Origin of the sequence: Nonomuraea ferruginea (assembly GCF_039540635.1) — a bacterium.
In the GTDB taxonomy this organism is placed as follows: domain Bacteria; phylum Actinomycetota; class Actinomycetes; order Streptosporangiales; family Streptosporangiaceae; genus Nonomuraea; species Nonomuraea ferruginea.
This window is the reverse complement of sequence record NZ_BAABFD010000039.1, coordinates 1-14,301: the sequence shown is the minus strand read 5'-3', so window position 1 is coordinate 14,301 and position 14,301 is coordinate 1. Positions and strand designations below refer to the sequence as shown.

The 14,301-nt window shown below is 70.8% G+C and carries 14 protein-coding genes and 1 pseudogene; 3 read left to right on the top strand and 12 right to left on the bottom strand.

Annotated elements, in window-relative coordinates:
• Positions 1-29: 29 nt before the first annotated feature.
• The 4 genes and pseudogenes from ABD999_RS42920 to ABD999_RS42905 form a co-directional block, all read right to left on the bottom strand.
• A complete protein-coding gene (locus tag ABD999_RS42920) occupies positions 30-1,904 on the bottom strand; it encodes an NADH-quinone oxidoreductase subunit 5 family protein (RefSeq protein WP_271278326.1) in 1,875 nt (624 codons plus the stop codon).
• A 311-nt stretch (positions 1,905-2,215) separates the two neighbouring features.
• Positions 2,216-2,497, bottom strand: a pseudogene (nuoK, locus tag ABD999_RS42915) (NADH-quinone oxidoreductase subunit NuoK); the annotation flags it as partial.
• A complete protein-coding gene (locus ABD999_RS42910; RefSeq protein WP_271278324.1) occupies positions 2,497-3,273 on the bottom strand; it encodes an NADH-quinone oxidoreductase subunit J family protein in 777 nt (258 codons plus the stop codon). The gene ABD999_RS42910 and the pseudogene nuoK, both read right to left, overlap by 1 nt.
• Positions 3,273-4,400, bottom strand: coding sequence for a 4Fe-4S binding protein (locus tag ABD999_RS42905; protein ID WP_271278333.1), 1,128 nt, complete (start codon positions 4,398-4,400; stop codon positions 3,273-3,275). Before ABD999_RS42905 ends, ABD999_RS42910 begins: the two co-directional genes overlap by 1 nt.
• Before the next feature lie 313 nt (positions 4,401-4,713).
• Here ABD999_RS42905 and ABD999_RS42900 point away from each other — a divergent pair, with 313 nt between their 5' ends.
• Positions 4,714-5,916, top strand: a complete 1,203-nt coding sequence (locus tag ABD999_RS42900) for a serine/threonine-protein kinase (RefSeq protein WP_148036484.1) — start codon at positions 4,714-4,716, stop codon at positions 5,914-5,916.
• Positions 5,917-5,942: 26 nt separating this feature from the next.
• Here ABD999_RS42900 and ABD999_RS42895 read toward each other — a convergent pair whose 3' ends face one another.
• Together ABD999_RS42895 and ABD999_RS42890 are read right to left on the bottom strand one after the other, a co-directional pair.
• On the bottom strand, positions 5,943-6,437 hold the full coding sequence (locus tag ABD999_RS42895; RefSeq protein WP_271278323.1) for a nuclear transport factor 2 family protein: 495 nt from the start codon (positions 6,435-6,437) through the stop codon (positions 5,943-5,945).
• Between the two features lie 83 nt (positions 6,438-6,520).
• Complete coding sequence (locus tag ABD999_RS42890; RefSeq protein ID WP_271278322.1) at positions 6,521-7,324, bottom strand: SDR family NAD(P)-dependent oxidoreductase; 804 nt, start codon at positions 7,322-7,324, stop codon at positions 6,521-6,523.
• Between the two features lie 55 nt (positions 7,325-7,379).
• On the opposite strand from ABD999_RS42890, the gene ABD999_RS42885 reads away from it, so the two are divergent.
• Positions 7,380-8,024, top strand: a complete 645-nt coding sequence (locus ABD999_RS42885; protein ID WP_271278321.1) for a TetR/AcrR family transcriptional regulator — start codon at positions 7,380-7,382, stop codon at positions 8,022-8,024.
• A 17-nt stretch (positions 8,025-8,041) separates the two neighbouring features.
• Here ABD999_RS42885 and ABD999_RS42880 read toward each other — a convergent pair whose 3' ends face one another.
• The 6 genes from ABD999_RS42880 to ABD999_RS42855 form a co-directional block, all read right to left on the bottom strand.
• Complete coding sequence (locus ABD999_RS42880) at positions 8,042-8,803, bottom strand: GNAT family N-acetyltransferase (RefSeq protein ID WP_271278320.1); 762 nt, start codon at positions 8,801-8,803, stop codon at positions 8,042-8,044.
• Between the two features lie 146 nt (positions 8,804-8,949).
• Positions 8,950-9,900, bottom strand: a complete 951-nt coding sequence (locus tag ABD999_RS42875; protein ID WP_271278319.1) for a hypothetical protein — start codon at positions 9,898-9,900, stop codon at positions 8,950-8,952.
• Positions 9,901-9,955: 55 nt separating this feature from the next.
• Positions 9,956-10,897 carry an NADH-quinone oxidoreductase subunit NuoH gene (gene nuoH / locus ABD999_RS42870; protein WP_219546857.1) on the bottom strand — a complete coding sequence of 314 codons (942 nt, stop codon included), beginning with the start codon at positions 10,895-10,897 and terminating at the stop codon, positions 9,956-9,958.
• A complete protein-coding gene (locus ABD999_RS42865) occupies positions 10,890-11,432 on the bottom strand; it encodes an NADH-quinone oxidoreductase subunit C (RefSeq protein WP_148036477.1) in 543 nt (180 codons plus the stop codon). The genes nuoH and ABD999_RS42865 overlap by 8 nt, the downstream gene beginning before the upstream one ends.
• The gene (locus ABD999_RS42860) at positions 11,429-11,959 is read right to left on the bottom strand and encodes an NADH-quinone oxidoreductase subunit B (protein WP_148036476.1); all 531 of its coding nucleotides are present in this window, start codon (positions 11,957-11,959) and stop codon (positions 11,429-11,431) included. The genes ABD999_RS42865 and ABD999_RS42860 overlap by 4 nt, the downstream gene beginning before the upstream one ends.
• Before the next feature lie 32 nt (positions 11,960-11,991).
• The gene (locus ABD999_RS42855) at positions 11,992-12,363 is read right to left on the bottom strand and encodes an NADH-quinone oxidoreductase subunit A (RefSeq protein ID WP_148036475.1); all 372 of its coding nucleotides are present in this window, start codon (positions 12,361-12,363) and stop codon (positions 11,992-11,994) included.
• A 104-nt stretch (positions 12,364-12,467) separates the two neighbouring features.
• On the opposite strand from ABD999_RS42855, the gene ABD999_RS42850 reads away from it, so the two are divergent.
• The gene (locus tag ABD999_RS42850) at positions 12,468-13,910 is read left to right on the top strand and encodes a polysaccharide deacetylase family protein (protein ID WP_345483242.1); all 1,443 of its coding nucleotides are present in this window, start codon (positions 12,468-12,470) and stop codon (positions 13,908-13,910) included.
• Positions 13,911-14,301: the final 391 nt, after the last annotated feature.

Sequence of the window (14,301 nt, the reverse complement as noted above, 5' to 3'; positions counted from 1 at the left end):
CGCCCTCACCACGCCAAGCGGCCAGCCGCTCATGCCAACACCACCGCCCCCACCGCGATCAGGAGGACCCCCGCCAGCAGGCCGCTCAGGTAGAGCTGGACGTTGCCGTTCTGGGCTAGTCGCAGCAGGCCGGAGAGCCCGCGCGCGGCACGGCCCGAGCCGCGCACCGCGCCGTCGACCACCACGTCGTCGGTCCGCAGAACCCCTCTGGCCAGGGCCAGCACCGGTCTGACCACGACCGCCGAGTAGAGGCCGTCGACGTAGAACGCCCGCTCACACGGCACCCGCAGCACCCCCAGCAGCCGGGCAGGGTCGGCCAGCGGATCGGCGCGCCAGGCGACGTACACCACGCCCGCGCCGAGCAGCGCGAGGGCCACGCTGACGACCGCGACCGGCAGGTCGAGATGCGACTCGGCGGCGAACCCGAGCAGCAGGGCCGGGACCGCGAGCAGCGCGACCGGCACCAGCATGGTGCGGGGGCCCTCGCGGGTGTCGATGACGTGCGCGGTGCCGGGCTCGGGCTCCGGCAACGCGACCGTCCGCGGCGGGCCGAAGAACGTGCGCAGCCAGGCTCTGGTGGCGTACGCGCCGGTGACCGCGACGGTCGCGAGCGCGCACCCGTACAGAAGGAGGGCGGCGGCGTCCGTGAGGCCGCCCGCCAGCGCGCCCTCCATGGCCACGAGCAGCGCGTCCTTGCTGAAGAAGCCGCTGGACGGAGGCAGGCCCATGAGGGCGGCGAAGCCCACCGTGGTCGCGGCGAACGTGACGGGCAGGTCGCGCCGGAGCCCGCCCATCTGGCTCATCAGGTTGGCGCCGACGTGGTGGATCACCAGGCCGGCGCAGAGGAACAGCAGCGCCTTGAACGCGCCGTGCGTGACCAGATGGAAGATCGCGGCCGTGTCGGACCCCGCGGCGAGGCCGCCCGCCATGTAGGCGAGCTGGCTGACCGTCGAGTACGCCAGGACACGTTTAAGATCGTCCTGGGCGAGCGCGGCCAGAGCGGCCCCGAGCATGCCGAGCGCGGCCATGACCGCGAGCACGTCCATCGTGGGCCCCGCGGCGGTGAAGGCGGGGAACAGCCGGGCGACGATGAAGATGCCTGCGGCGACCATGGTCGCGGCGTGGATCAGCGCGCTGATCGGCGTCGGGCCCGCCATCGCGTCGGGCAGCCAGGTGTGCAGCGGCACCTGCGCGCTCTTGCCCGCGACCCCGGCGAGCAGCAGCAGCGTGGCGGCCACCAGCGTGCCCGAGGACATCTGGGGCACGGCGGCGAGCACGTCGGCGATGCGGAAGCTGCCCGCGCCGATGCCCAGCACGAAGATGCCGAACAGGAAGCCGACGTCGCCCAGCCGGGTCACCAGGAACGCCTTGATGGCGGCGCGGGAGTTGCCCAGGTCTTCCCACCAGTGGCCGATGAGCAGGTAGGAGCAGAGACCCATGATCTCCCAGCCCACGTAGAGGACCAGGAGGTCGCCCGCGTACACCACGAGCAGCATGGCCGCGGTGAACAGGCTGATGAAGGCGCTGTAGGACGGGTAGCGGGGGTCGTCTCTGAGGTATCCGATCGAGTAGACCTGGACGGCCAGCGCCACGAGCGTGACCAGCACGCCGAGCAGGGCGGACAGGTCGTCGGCCTGCAGGGTGAGCGAGATCGGGACGCTGCCGGTGACGACGGTGCCGTAGGTGGCGCCCACCGGCGCCGGCCGCGGCCCGCCCTCCAGGAACGCGAACCCCTGACCCCACGCCAGCCAGACGGCGAGCACGGCGGCGCCGGCTGTCGGGATCACCGCGATCCAGGCGGCCCTGGTGTTCGCGCCCTCCGCACGTCCACGCCGGGATAGCAACAGTCCGGCGGCGGCGGCCGCGAACGGCAGGAGCACGGTCAGCAGCGGAAAGTTCGTCACGACCCGCCCCCTCGCCTGACATGTCGCCCATCCTCAGCGGACGGCCCCTCTGAGGTGGACGGGGCGTCCTCATCGGACTGCCCTTCCGGGGTGGACGAGTCGTCCTCAGCGGGCTGCCCCTCGCCTCGGCCCACCGGCGTGCTCGCGTCGGGGGCGCTGCTGGTGCCGGCACTCCGTGATGGGCTTCGGAGCGGTGCGACGCCGGCGAGGGCGGGCACGGCGTCGGCGGGTACGTGGGCGTGCGGGTCGGTGTTTCTCGTCTCGTCTTCGGGTGTGGGGTCGTCGGCGGGCTCGGCCAGGTCGCGGAGGTGGTCGATGTCGACCGTCTTGCGGTTGCGGAACAGGGCCAGGATGATCGCCAGGCCGACCCCCACCTCGGCGGCGGCGATGACGATGACGAACAGGGTCAGGACTTGGCCGCTGTGGAGCCTGTCCCCCAGCCACACGTCGAACGCGACGAGGTTGAGGTTGACGGCGTTGAGCATCAGCTCGACCGACATCAGCACGAGGATCGTGTTGCGCCGGGCGAGCACGCCGTAGACGCCGATGGAGAACAGGAGCGCGGCGACAACCGCCGGGTAGACGATGTGCACTAATGACCCCCGGTCTGATCGGGCGGTGAACCGCCGGACGTCCCCGTACGGGATGGATCGTCCACAGGGTCGGCGACGGTCGGAGGCTCCTCGGGTGCGGACACGCTGGAAGAGGACGTGTCGGATGCGCCGCCGCGGGCGGTCGCACGACCTAGGTCATCCTGGGCAGGCCCGGGCAAGCTAGGCGCGCCTCCTCGGGCGTCTGGACGAGTCGGATCCCCTGGGTCGGTGGGTTCGGGAGTGCCGCCGCGGATGTCGGTGCGGGACAGGACGATGGCGCCGATCAGAGCGGCGAGCAGCAGGACGGACAGGGCCTCGAAAGGGAGCACCCACGTGCTGAAGATGCTCGCCCCCAGCGCACTCGCCGCGCCCGCGCCTGGGGTCAGCGGCGCGTAGGCGGTGCGGAAGCCGTCGATCACCACCGTCACCAGGACGCCTGCCGTCGCCAGCGCCACCACGGCCGCTGCAACCCGGTTGCCGCTGTCGAGATCGGTGGAGCGGCCGACCGGGGCCCGGGTCAGCATGATGCCGAACAGCAGCAGCACGATCACGGCGCCCACGTAGATGAGCACCTGCACCCACGCCACGAACTCGGCGGTGAGCACCAGGTAACAGCCCGCCAGCGCGCCGAACGCGACCACCAGCCACAGGGCCGCGTGGACGAGCTGTTTCGTCGTGACGACGAGCAGCGCCGAACCTACCGCCACTGCCCCCAGCAGCAAGAAGACGATCTCTTGTCCTGTGGGTGACAGATAGGAGGGCACCGCCTCGGTCACTATTCCTCCTCGCGCTCCTTGGGCTCTTCCGGGCCGAGCCGACCGGGCGGGCGGATGGAACGAGGATCGGCCATCCTCCGCCTTCGCGGTCTCGCGCCTGAAGTTTGCTCCCCCGAGCCAGGCTCCGGCTGCGATCGCGCCGAGCCTGTGGACAGCTTCTCCCCCGACTCCCCGCCTGTGGACAACTCCGGTCCAGGCGTCCCGTCCGTGGACGGCTCGCGTCCAGGCGTCCCCTCTGTGGACGACGCCTGGCCAGGCTCTCCGGCTGTGGACGACGCCTGGTCGGACTCTCCCGCCTGGGACGACGCTTGACCAGACTCCTCGACCGTGGACGACGGCTGCCCGGAATCTCCCGCTAGGGACGACGGCTGCCCGGACGCCTCGGCTGTGGACGACGTCTGGTCGGACTCTCCGGCTGTGGATGGCGTCGGGCCTCCACCCGCCGACGGTGTCTCGGTGGGCGCACCGGATGTGGCGGAAGGCCTGTTGCCATGGTCCGTCGTGGAAGTCGCCGGAGGCGCGGAACCTGCGCCGGGCGAGGCGTCCGCGCCTTCGGTCTGCGTCGGGCCTTCTGTTCGCGGCGCGCCTTCCGCGCGGCGCCCCTCTCCGTGGGGCCCTTCCGCGTGGGGCCCTTCCCCGTGGGACCTCCCCGTGGGCGGTGCTTCCGACGCCGGAAGGGCTTCCGTCGGTGTCGTGCGGGCCTCCGGCTTGCGCGGGGTTTCCGCCGGACCTGTGGACGTACGAGGGGGGCGGGAGGGCGTGGACGGTTCGGCGCCTCTGGCGCGGGCGGGGCGGCGGGGCGCGGCCGAGAGCTCCTTGGGCAGGTCGGCGCCGGAGTCGTGCGGCGGTGGCGGCGGGACCGTGGGAACCCAGGTGGCCAGCTTGTCCTTCTCATGGAGAAGGTTGCGGATGTCGCCCTCGGCGTACTCGAACTCCGGCGACCAGAACAGCGCGTCGAACGGGCACACCTCGATGCAGATGCCGCAGTACATGCACAGGGCGAAGTCGATCGCGAACCGGTCGAGCACGTTTCGCTGGCGGGGCCGGCCGCCTTCGGGCGCGGGGATGGTCTCTTTGTGCGAGTCGATGTAGATGCACCAGTCGGGGCACTCCCGGGCACACAGCATGCACGAGGTGCAGTTCTCCTCGACCAGGGCGATGACGCCGCGACTGCGGGGCGGCAGATCGGGTTTCACCTCTGGATACTGCTGGGTCACGGATCTGCGCAGCATGCGGCGGAGGGTGATGGTCAACCCTCTCGCCAGCCCTACGCCTGGTATCCGTGCCATGGCTCAACATCATGACGCACTTGGCCTCGCGCGTGAATGCGCCAGCCTGTTGTCCCCAGGTTTTCCACAGCTATCCACAGCCCCAGGGGAAGTTATCCACAAGTAAGCCTACCGTCCGATATGTGTAGGAACACAGATGTAGTCTCTCGCCATGTCGTTGCACCATCCGAGCCGCCCGAGCGGCGGGGCCTGGGCGGCCGCGGTCGTCTGGGCGGCCCTCCCGCTGTTCTCGTGCGGCTTGGCGACGCCGTTCACGATCGGGTTCGCGGCCTTCTGGCTGAGGAGCGTCGGACAGCTCGTCGCCGCCGGCCTCTACACCGTCAACGTGGGCGTCTTCATCATCGCGATCACGATGTACGACCAGGTCGACGACATTCCCGAGCCGATGAGCACGATCGTCTCCCTCATGTTCGTCGCGGGCTGGATCGGCAGCGTGATCCACTCGGGCATCCTGGTGCCCGCCATGGCCAGGGCACGTTCCGGCCGCCCCGCGATGGCCGGGGCGCCTTCCGGCCCGCCTGGCACCTACCCTCCGCCCAACGTCCACCAGCGCACCACCACGCCCACGGCCCACCGACGCCCGGGCGAGCCCGACTGGATCGGTCACTACCGGGTGCTGCAGCCGCTCGGGCGCGGCGGGCAGGGCGCGGTCTACCTGGCGATGGCGCCCAACGGCGTGCGGGTCGCGGTCAAGGTGCTGCACGATCTGGTCGACGAGACGGCGCGGGCCAGGTTCGCCAGGGAGGTCGACGCGGCCCGGCGCGTGGCGACCTTCTCCACCGCGCGGGTGCTCGACGTGAGCATCACCGGCCAGTCCGCCTACATCGTCAGCGAGTACGTGGAAGGCCCGTCCCTTGAGCAGCTCGTGCGCCGTCACGGGCCGCGCGACGAAGACGGCCTCACCCGCCTGGCGTTGTCCACGTCGGGGGCGCTGGCCGCCATCCACAAGGCGGGGGTCGTCCACCGCGACTTCAAGCCGAGCAACGTGCTGATCGGCCACGACGGGCCCCGAGTGATCGACTTCGGCATCGCGCGGGCGCTCGACCAGGTGACGGTGACCTCGGGCAAGATGGTCGGCACCCCCGCCTACATGTCGCCGGAGCAGTTATCCGGCACTCCGGTGGGCCCGCCGTCCGACGTGTTCAGCTGGGCGGTGACGATGATGTTCGCGGCCACCGGACGCCCCGCGTTCGGGGAGGACACCGTGCCCGCGATCTTCAATCGGGTGCTCACGTTCCACCCCGACCTGTCACCGCTGCCGCAGTCGCTGCGCGGCGTCGTCGGCGTCTGCCTCGCCAAACGCCCGGAAGACCGCCCGTCGGCATCGGACGTGATGCTGGCCATCGTTCACTGACCAGCGCGCACGCGCCGGAGCCCGGGTCACGTATCCGTGTCTCGGCAGGCGTCGGCGATGGCGCCGGGGTCCCAGTAGAACGGGCGGCACTCGGCCATGCGTCCGTTCTTGACGGTGATCAGTTGCATGATCGAGGTGTCGACTTCCCGGCCGGTGGCACGGGCGCGAAAGCGCACCCGGTTACGCACGACCACGGTGTTCTCGTCGCCCCAATGCTCCTGCTCCAGGAACTCCATCGATTCCCAGACCTCGCTGAAGCGGGCGAGAAACCGTTCCATGCCGTCGTGGCCGCGCCACGTTCCGGTGCCGGTGAAGGGCAGCCCGGGTGCTTGGTGCAAGACCACCTCTGGATCCAGGAGGGCGGCGACATCGTCGTAGCTCGCCTTGCCGAATCCACCTGCGGCCACGTACGCAGCCTCGGCCGCATAGAACCTTTCCATCACCGTCCAGGCGTCGACCGGCGACCGCTCTTCCGCGCTCGATCCGCCGGCCCGATCCGTTGCCAAGTCCGCTGTGCTCATGGCGCCAGCATCACCGGCTGGGGCAGGTGTCCGCTGGCGGTCATCAGACTTCCAACCAACCGGCGCGGTGCGGGTGGAGGAGGTCAGGCGGTGAAAGGGGACACCAGGTCGCGGATGGCGGCGTCGAGGCGGCGGGCCGCGGCCGGGTCGGTGGTGAGGGTGGTGGGCTTGCCTCGGACGTACGCGGAGAGCGGGGCAGCCGGGGGGTTGTCGATGAGCGCTGTCATCGGGCGGACGGCCTTCGACACCGGTTGGGCGAACAGGGCGGAGGCGAGCTTGACGAGGCCGCGTACCGGCTGGCGGAAGGGTTCGGAGAGGCCGGTCGCGACGAAGAGCGGGTTGTAGAGCACGTACCGGACGGGGTCGGCGGCGTAGGCGGTGGCGAGGAGTTCGGCCGCGCGGGCGCCCTGCATCGTGGCCTTGAACGGGCGGTAGCCGCGTTCGAGTTGCAGGTCGTCCCAGTGGATCTTGCTGGCTTTGACGCCGCCGACGCCGCACAGGTCGAGGATCATCGGAGCGGGCGCGTTCTCCAGGGCGGGGCGCAGGGCGCGGGACATCAGCCAGCGGTTGACCACGTACAGGGCGAAGGTGCGTTCGAAGCCCTCGCCGGTCTCGGTCCTGGACGGGTGATAGCGGAAGGCCGCCAGCACCAGCGCGTCGATCGCCGGGTGCGCGGAGAGGAGGTGGTCGGTCAGCTCGTTCGTCTGTTTGACGGAGCTGAGGTCGGCTTGGACGAAGCGCGCTTCCGGGGCTTCCCGGCGGAGGCGGTCGCCGCCTGACGGGCTGCTGCCGATGGCGATGACCTGGTCGCCCCGTTCGCTGTGGTGGCGGGCCAGGACGAGGCCGATGCCGTTCGTGCCGCCGGTGATGACGAGAGTGCGGGCCATAAGTTGAGGGCCTCCTCAAGTTGAGAGTGTCCTCAAGATAGCTAGGGTGGGTGGTATGCGCAAGGACGCCCTGCACAACCGCGAACGCCTGTTGGAGGCGGCCCGGCAACTGTTCGCCGACCGGGGGCTTGAGGTGCCGCTGGAGGAGATCGCCCGACGGGCCGAGGTCAGCATCGGGACGCTCTACAACCGGTTCCCCAGCCGGGATGACCTGGTGGAGGCGGTGTTCGCGGACCGGGTGGCGGCGGTGCGCGAGCTGGCGGAGCGGTCGCTGGCGGCGGACGACGCGTGGGAGGGGTTCGTCGCCTTCTTGACCGGGGTGTGCGAGTTGCAGTCGGTGGATCTCGGCTACAACGATCTCGCCGTGCGGAGCGTGGGGGCGGACACCCGCGAGGGGGACGCGTTGATGCGGCGGATCGTGGCGCGGGCCCAGGAGGCCGGGATGTTGCGGCCGGATGTGACGCTGGAGGACATGGCGTTCGTGATCTGGGGGGTGGCGGGCACGGTACGGGCGACCTTCCGGACCGCGCCCGGGGCGTGGCGCCGGCACCTGGCTCTCACCCTCGACGGCCTGCGCGCGGGCGCGGCCCATCCCCTGCCCGTCCCGCCGATGACCACGGCCCAGACCGAGAAGGCACTGGGCGGCTGCGATCAGGGCGCCTCGGCTCAAGGAACTCGGGGGCGCCAACGCGGTGGTTAGGGCGAGCGGCCTGGTGGTCAGGGCTGGTACGTGTACGGGGTCGTGGTGGTGAGGGGGTGGAAGCCGAGGCGTTCGAGGATCGGGCGGCTGTCGGCTGAGGCGTCCACTTGGAGGTAGCGGTAGCCGCGGGTGGCGGCGATGCGGGCGCGGGAGGCGACCAGGGCCCGGTAGAGGCCGCGGCCGCGCCAGCCGGGGACGGTGCCGCCGCTCCACAGGCCGGCGAACCCCGTACCCGGATAAAGCTCCATTCGTGCGGCGCTGACCGGTTCGTCCCCGGCCGTGACCACGAACGCCACCAAGGTGTCCGCGGCGAGCTGGGCCCGCAGCGCGGCGGCGAGGTCGGAAGAGGTGCCGAACACCTGGTCGTGCACCGACATCATGAGGTCCACGTCGGCATCCGTGGCGACCGGGCGAAGGCTGACACCGTCGGGAAGCGCGACCTCCGTGTCCAGGTCGGAGATCTCGGCGACCATCAGCGTTTCCTCCTCGCCGGGGACGAACCCGGCCTTCAGGAGACGGGACGGCAGGTCCGAGGGCCGGTCGTAGGCATAGAGCTTCCACTCGAACCCGCGCCCCGGCGAGGTGAAGGACGAGACCTGGGCGGCGATCTCGGCGTCGGCCGTGGCGTCGTCGAGGTCCGACCAGATGACGCAGTCCCAGCCGTCGCCGAGGTAGCGGATCACCCGGCCGACATGTTCGACACGGTCGCCGGGGGTGAGGGGCCGGGCATCGCGCCTCAACCCGCGGTCGAACGCGGCCAGCGCCTCGTCACGGTTCATGCCGCCAGCTCAGCACCGCGGCGGGGGTAGACGCAACGAGGTTTCCGCGGGCCGCCGCGCCGTCCGCGGTGGAGCGCCTGACGATCGAGACGCGTCCCGACCGCCAGGAAGCACGGTCGTAGAAGCCGTAGCCGCACATCCCATGGTCACGGGGAGCCGTGGCCGCAGGTCCTGACCAGGTCGATGTACTCCTCGCGGCTGAGCCGGAGCACTGACAGGTCCAGGTCGTTGCGGGCGGCGAGGCGGCGCAGGTCCTCGGGGGACCAGGGGCCGGGGATGTGGTGCAGGGGGCGGCCGGCGTGGTTCAGGATGAACAGGCCGGACCGGTCCTCGTACTGGTAGGCGAGCAGGCCGGCCGCCCGCCCGGGCGCTCTGCCGATCTCCAGCGGGGCGAGCTGCTCCCCGATGTTGTGGATCACCAGTTCCTTCGAGGCCCCGATCACCAGGTTGGGGCCGTCCAGCGGGCCGGCGCGCATGCCCTTGCTCGCTTCGTACCGGCGCCAGCGGGCCTTGATCGGACGGAGCACCAGCAGCAGCGGGCTGAACGCGACCACCAGCCATTTCACCTCGACCAGGTCGATGAGCACCCGGCCGACCACCGACAGCCCGCGCCAGGCCGCCCAGGCGCCGACCGAGACCAAATACACCATCACCGCCAGCCCCACCGCCCCGGCCGCGTAGATCAGCGGCAGCCGCCACCGCGCCGGCTTCGGCGGGGGCACGCCGAGAACCCGCCGCCACCCGGGGGCGCGGCCGGACAGCCGGGCGCGTACCCGCTTCGACGACTCGAACCGGCAGCCGTCGACCGGCACGCCGGCCTGGGCGGCGAAGCCGGTCACCTGTTCCTCGGGCCAGGCGCCGGGCAGGTCAAGCAGGACCAGGCCGTCATGGTCGAGCGCGGCCAGGCCGGTCACCCGCTGCCCGTCGCTCCCGGCCTGCTGCCGGTCGTAGCGGTAGCGGTAGAGCATGGCGGGCCGCACCCGTACGGCATCGTCGCAGGCGGTGGCCACCAGCGTCGGTCCGTCCCACGTCAGGACCGTTTCCGGGACCGGGCCGCCGTCGACAGCCGGACCGATCGGAGTCAAGCGGTACGTCATCGAACCCCCTCGAAAGGGCCCCGTACGGTAAGACGAACGGAGGGCACCGGGAGTTTCAGACCAGGACCTGGACGACCCCGGTGATGGCGAGCTGGAGGAGCGCCAGCGGCACCAGGACGGCCCAGGCGAGCTTCTGCAACTGGTCCTCACGGAAGCGCGGGAAGGTCACGCGCAGCCAGATGACGACGAAGGCCAGCGCGAACACCTTGACCAGGGTCCACAGCCAGCCGGGCAGCAGCGGCCCCTGCCAGCCGCCGAGGAAGAGCACGCTGGTCAGGAGCGACAGGACGACGATGCCGGCGTACTCCGACAGCATGAACAGGGCGAAGCGCATGCCGGTGTATTCAGTCATCGGGCCCATGATGATCTCGGACTCGGCGATCGGCATGTCGAACGGCGGCCGGCGCAGCTCGGCCAGCCCGGCGACGAAGAACACCACGCCGCCGATCGCCTGCCACGGCAGCCACCACCACTGCCACGCCTCGACGATGCCGGGCAGCGACAGCGTGCCCGCCGCCATCGCGACGGAGGAGGCGGCCAGCACCAGCGGCAGTTCGTACGCGACGAGCTGGGCGGCCGCCCGCATGCCGCCGAGCATCGAGTACTTGTTGGCCGACGCCCAGCCGGCCATGATCGCGCCGAGCACGCCGACGCCCATGACCGCGAGCACGAAGAACAGCCCTAAGTCGAGGTCGACCCCGACGAACCCGTCGTCGAGGGGGATGGCGATCAGCACCACCAGGTAGGGCACCAGCGCGACACCGGGGGCGATCATGAAGACGCGTCGGTCGGCGGCGGCCGGGATCACGTCCTCCTTCTGCATGAACTTGACGCCGTCGGCGATGAGCTGCGCCCACCCGTGGAAGCCGCCGGCGTACATGGGCCCGAGGCGGGACTGCATGTGAGCCATGACCTTGTGCTCGGTCTGCCCGACGACCAGCGGCAGGGCGAGGAAGACGACCAGGATCACGGCGAAGTGCAGCACCACGTCAAGCATCGGGTGACCCCCAGTCGGCCGGCACGCCCGGCGGCAGCGTCTTGCGGCGGCTCGGCGCGCCGTGGCCGGACTCGCCGGGCTCCTTGGCCCCCGGCCACTGCTTGGCGACGCGGGCGGCCAGGATGAAGTCCTTGCGCAGCGGGTGGCCCTCGAACCCGTCGGGCAGCAGCAGCGGCACCAGGTTCGGGTGGCCTTCGAAGATCACGCCGAACATCTCGTACGTCTCGCGCTCGTGCCAGTCGGCGCCCCGGTAGACGCCGACGGCGCTGGGCAGGCGCGGGTCGTCGCGCGGCACGGCGGTGCGCAGCAGCAGGCGCTCGCGGGTGTCGGGGTTGTAGACGTGCGCGACCACCTGGAACGCGTCCGGTGGCTCGTCCACGCCGGTCAGCCAGTCGAAGAAGGCGTAACCCAGCCCGTCGCGGACGTGGGTGAGCAGCTCGATCCAGTCGCCGGGGGCGACGTCGACGACGGTGTCGCCGAAGGAGTCGGTGACCTCGGCGCGGCCGTCGAGCGGCCCGGCGGCGAAGCCGGTCACGACTCCTCCCCTTGCGAACGCGACCAGAGGTAGCGGTCGCCGAGCTTCTCTCCGGCGATCTTCTCCTGCAGCTTCGTGATGCCGTAGAGCAGCGCCTCGGGGCGGGGCGGGCAGCCGGGCACGTAGACGTCGACGGGCACGATCTGGTCGACGCCGTTGGTGACGCAGTAGGAGTCCCAGTAGGGGCCGCCGGTGTTGGAGCAGGCGCCGAACGAGATGACGTACTTCGGGTCGGGCATCTGCTCGTAGAGGCGCTTCACGGCCGGGGCCATCTTGTCGGTGACCGTACCGGAGACGATCATCAGGTCGGCCTGGCGCGGCCCGTTGGCGAACGGGATGACGCCGAACCTGATGAAGTCGTGGCGGCTCATCGAGGTGGCGATGAACTCGATCGCGCAGCAGGCGAGCCCGAAGTTGAACACCCACAACGAGTAGCGGCGGCCCCAGTTGAGCACGAACCGCATGGGCTTGGGCGCGAGCCGCGAGACCGGCCCCACCGTGGGCATCGGGAGATCCGTCGCTGCCATACAGCCATTGTTGCGCGGATCAGAGGCGAGAGCTACGTCCAGGTCAGGACGCGTTTGCGCCAGGCGTAGAGGATGCCGAGGGCGATGACGCCGAGGAAGACGAACATCTCGACCAGCGTCGTGACGCCGTAGCCGGGCGCGTCGAAGACGGTGGCCCACGGGAAGAGGAAGACGGCGTCCACGGCGAACACCACGTAGAGGTAGGTGAAGACGTAGTAGCGGACCTGCGACTGGGCCCAGCCTTCGCCCACGGGGTCGACGCCGCACTCGTAGCTGGTCAGCTTGTCGGGCGTGGGCCGGGTCGGGCGGAGCAGCCGGTTGATCATCAGCGCTCCGGCCACGATGGCGACGCCGATCGCGAGCAGGACCGCGACCAGCGCGTAGGACCCGTAGTAGCCGTCCATGAACGCGATGGTAACCCAGTCAAAGCTAACGCCCCATACCCCCAAATATGAGCAAATCACAAGATCTGCCCCATATGCTCAGATTTATGGCTAAATCTCGATCTTTGGGAGGAATCGTCCTGCTGGCCCTGGCCGCCTCCGGGTGCGGGCTGGCCTCGGCCACTCCGCAGCAGCAGGACACCCGGGTCCCCGCCGACCCCACCAGGATCGAGTTCGTCGACCCCGCCGCCGTGGCCGGGCTCGCGCCCCGCACGGTGAGCGGGGACGACCCCGTCACCAGGCGCGTGCGCATCAGCTACCCCGAGCTGGACGACGCCGCCCCGCTCAACGAGAAGCTGCGGGCGGACGCGCGGCGGCGGCTGCGCGAGTTCCGCGAGACCGCCCGCGGCCTGTCCCGCCCTGAGCTGAACGTCGACTGGCAGCTCGCCGCCGCCGGCGACGCGATCGGGGTGCGACTGCGGGCCGGCCGCTCCCACGGCACCGGCTGGGACCACGCCACCACGACGTTCTGGTACGACACGAACACCCGCCGGGCCATGGACTCCACCGGCCTGCTGAACGGGAGCCCCGCGCTGCACGAGGTGGCCCGGCTGGTCAAGGCCGGACTCGGCGACCGCGGCCCGGAGGTGGACCACGGCCAGGTGACACCCAGCCGCGACCGGTTCGACTCGATGGCCTTCAACGCCGAAGGCGACCTGGTGGTGGAGTTCGACGACTGCGAGCTCGGCCCGTGCTCGCTCGGCAGGCTGGCCGTGGCCGTCCCCGCCGACCAGGCGTGGCCGCTGCTCTCGGACACCGGGCGGCGCGCCCAGCGGGCCGCCCGCCTGGCCGGGCAGCAGGTGGCCGAACCACCGGCGGCGGCGCCCTCCCCCGCGCCCGCCGCCGCCAGCAACCGGGCCGGCACCGTCGACTGCACGGAGGCCAAGTGCATCGCCCTCACCTTCGAGGACGGCCCGGGGCCCGAGACCGGCAGGCTGCTCGACACGCTGCGGGAGGCCGGCGCCCGCGCCACGTTCTTCGCCGTAGGCAGCAACGCGGCCCGCGAACCCGGCCTGCTGCGCCGGATGAGCGCCGAGGGCCACCTCGTCGGGAACCACTCGTACGCGCACCGCGACCTGGCCCGGCTGCCCTCCAGCAAGATCTCCGACTCGCTGGCCCGCACCGAGGACGTGGTGACCGCGACGATCGGGCGGCGGCCGACGCTGGTGCGGGCCCCGTACGGATCGGTCAGCACCGAGCTGCGCAACGTCGCCCGCGAGCAGGGGCTGACGCTGGTGGGCGCCGACCTCGAAACCTTCGACTGGCGCGACAGGGACTCCGCCGAGATCGCCGACCGGGTGGTGGAGCGGGCGCACCGGGGCGCGATCGTGCGCCTGCACGACACTCGCGACACGACCGTCACCGCGATTCCGGACATCCTTGAACGGCTCGCCGGAAAGGGATACACCTTCGTCACCGTTCCAGAGTTGTACGGGACGGCGGGGATGCAGGCTGGGCAGCTCTACGAGTCAGGGATCTCACCCGTGCGCAAGCAGCCCCTGACTTAGGTCATGCGACAGGGGGACGTATAGTTGGCGCTCGTGACCCGAACTGTCCTCTTCGCGCGCCTGCATGTAGACCTCTGCAGGCTTGCAGCGGGGCTGTGTCGCCCTTCTGCCGCCGCATCCTGAATTTCACTGCGTTTACCCGCTTTGGGCGGTGTGCAAACGCGCGACCTCCCGAGGATCTAGCATGGAAAAAGAGAACGCGCCAGAAGCGATGCGCTCAGGCGCGTCGAGGAGGACTGAGCTGTGACCAAGCAGGTTCAGCAACTCGATCGGGTGATCATCCGGTTCGCCGGTGACTCCGGTGACGGCATGCAACTCACCGGTGACCGGTTCACCGCGGGCACCGCCGAGTTCGGCAACGACCTGTCCACGCTGCCCAACTTCCCCGCCG

Bases quoted from the DNA above. Each gene is read 5' to 3' on its own strand.
- ABD999_RS42855 (WP_148036475.1), bottom strand. From the start codon at position 12,363: ATGGACGGCTACTACGGGTCCTACGCGCTGGTCGCGGTCCTGCTCGCG.
- ABD999_RS42905 (WP_271278333.1), bottom strand. From the start codon at position 4,400: ATGCTGTGTGCCCGGGAGTGCCCCGACTGGTGCATCTACATCGACTCG.
- ABD999_RS42860 (WP_148036476.1), bottom strand. From the start codon at position 11,959: ATGGCAGCGACGGATCTCCCGATGCCCACGGTGGGGCCGGTCTCGCGG.
- ABD999_RS42895 (WP_271278323.1), bottom strand. From the start codon at position 6,437: ATGAGCACAGCGGACTTGGCAACGGATCGGGCCGGCGGATCGAGCGCG.
- ABD999_RS42900 (WP_148036484.1), top strand. From the start codon at position 4,714: ATGTCGTTGCACCATCCGAGCCGCCCGAGCGGCGGGGCCTGGGCGGCC.
- nuoH (WP_219546857.1), bottom strand. From the start codon at position 10,897: ATGCTTGACGTGGTGCTGCACTTCGCCGTGATCCTGGTCGTCTTCCTC.
- ABD999_RS42885 (WP_271278321.1), top strand. From the start codon at position 7,380: ATGCGCAAGGACGCCCTGCACAACCGCGAACGCCTGTTGGAGGCGGCC.
- ABD999_RS42880 (WP_271278320.1), bottom strand. From the start codon at position 8,803: ATGAACCGTGACGAGGCGCTGGCCGCGTTCGACCGCGGGTTGAGGCGC.
- ABD999_RS42890 (WP_271278322.1), bottom strand. From the start codon at position 7,324: ATGGCCCGCACTCTCGTCATCACCGGCGGCACGAACGGCATCGGCCTC.
- ABD999_RS42875 (WP_271278319.1), bottom strand. From the start codon at position 9,900: ATGACGTACCGCTTGACTCCGATCGGTCCGGCTGTCGACGGCGGCCCG.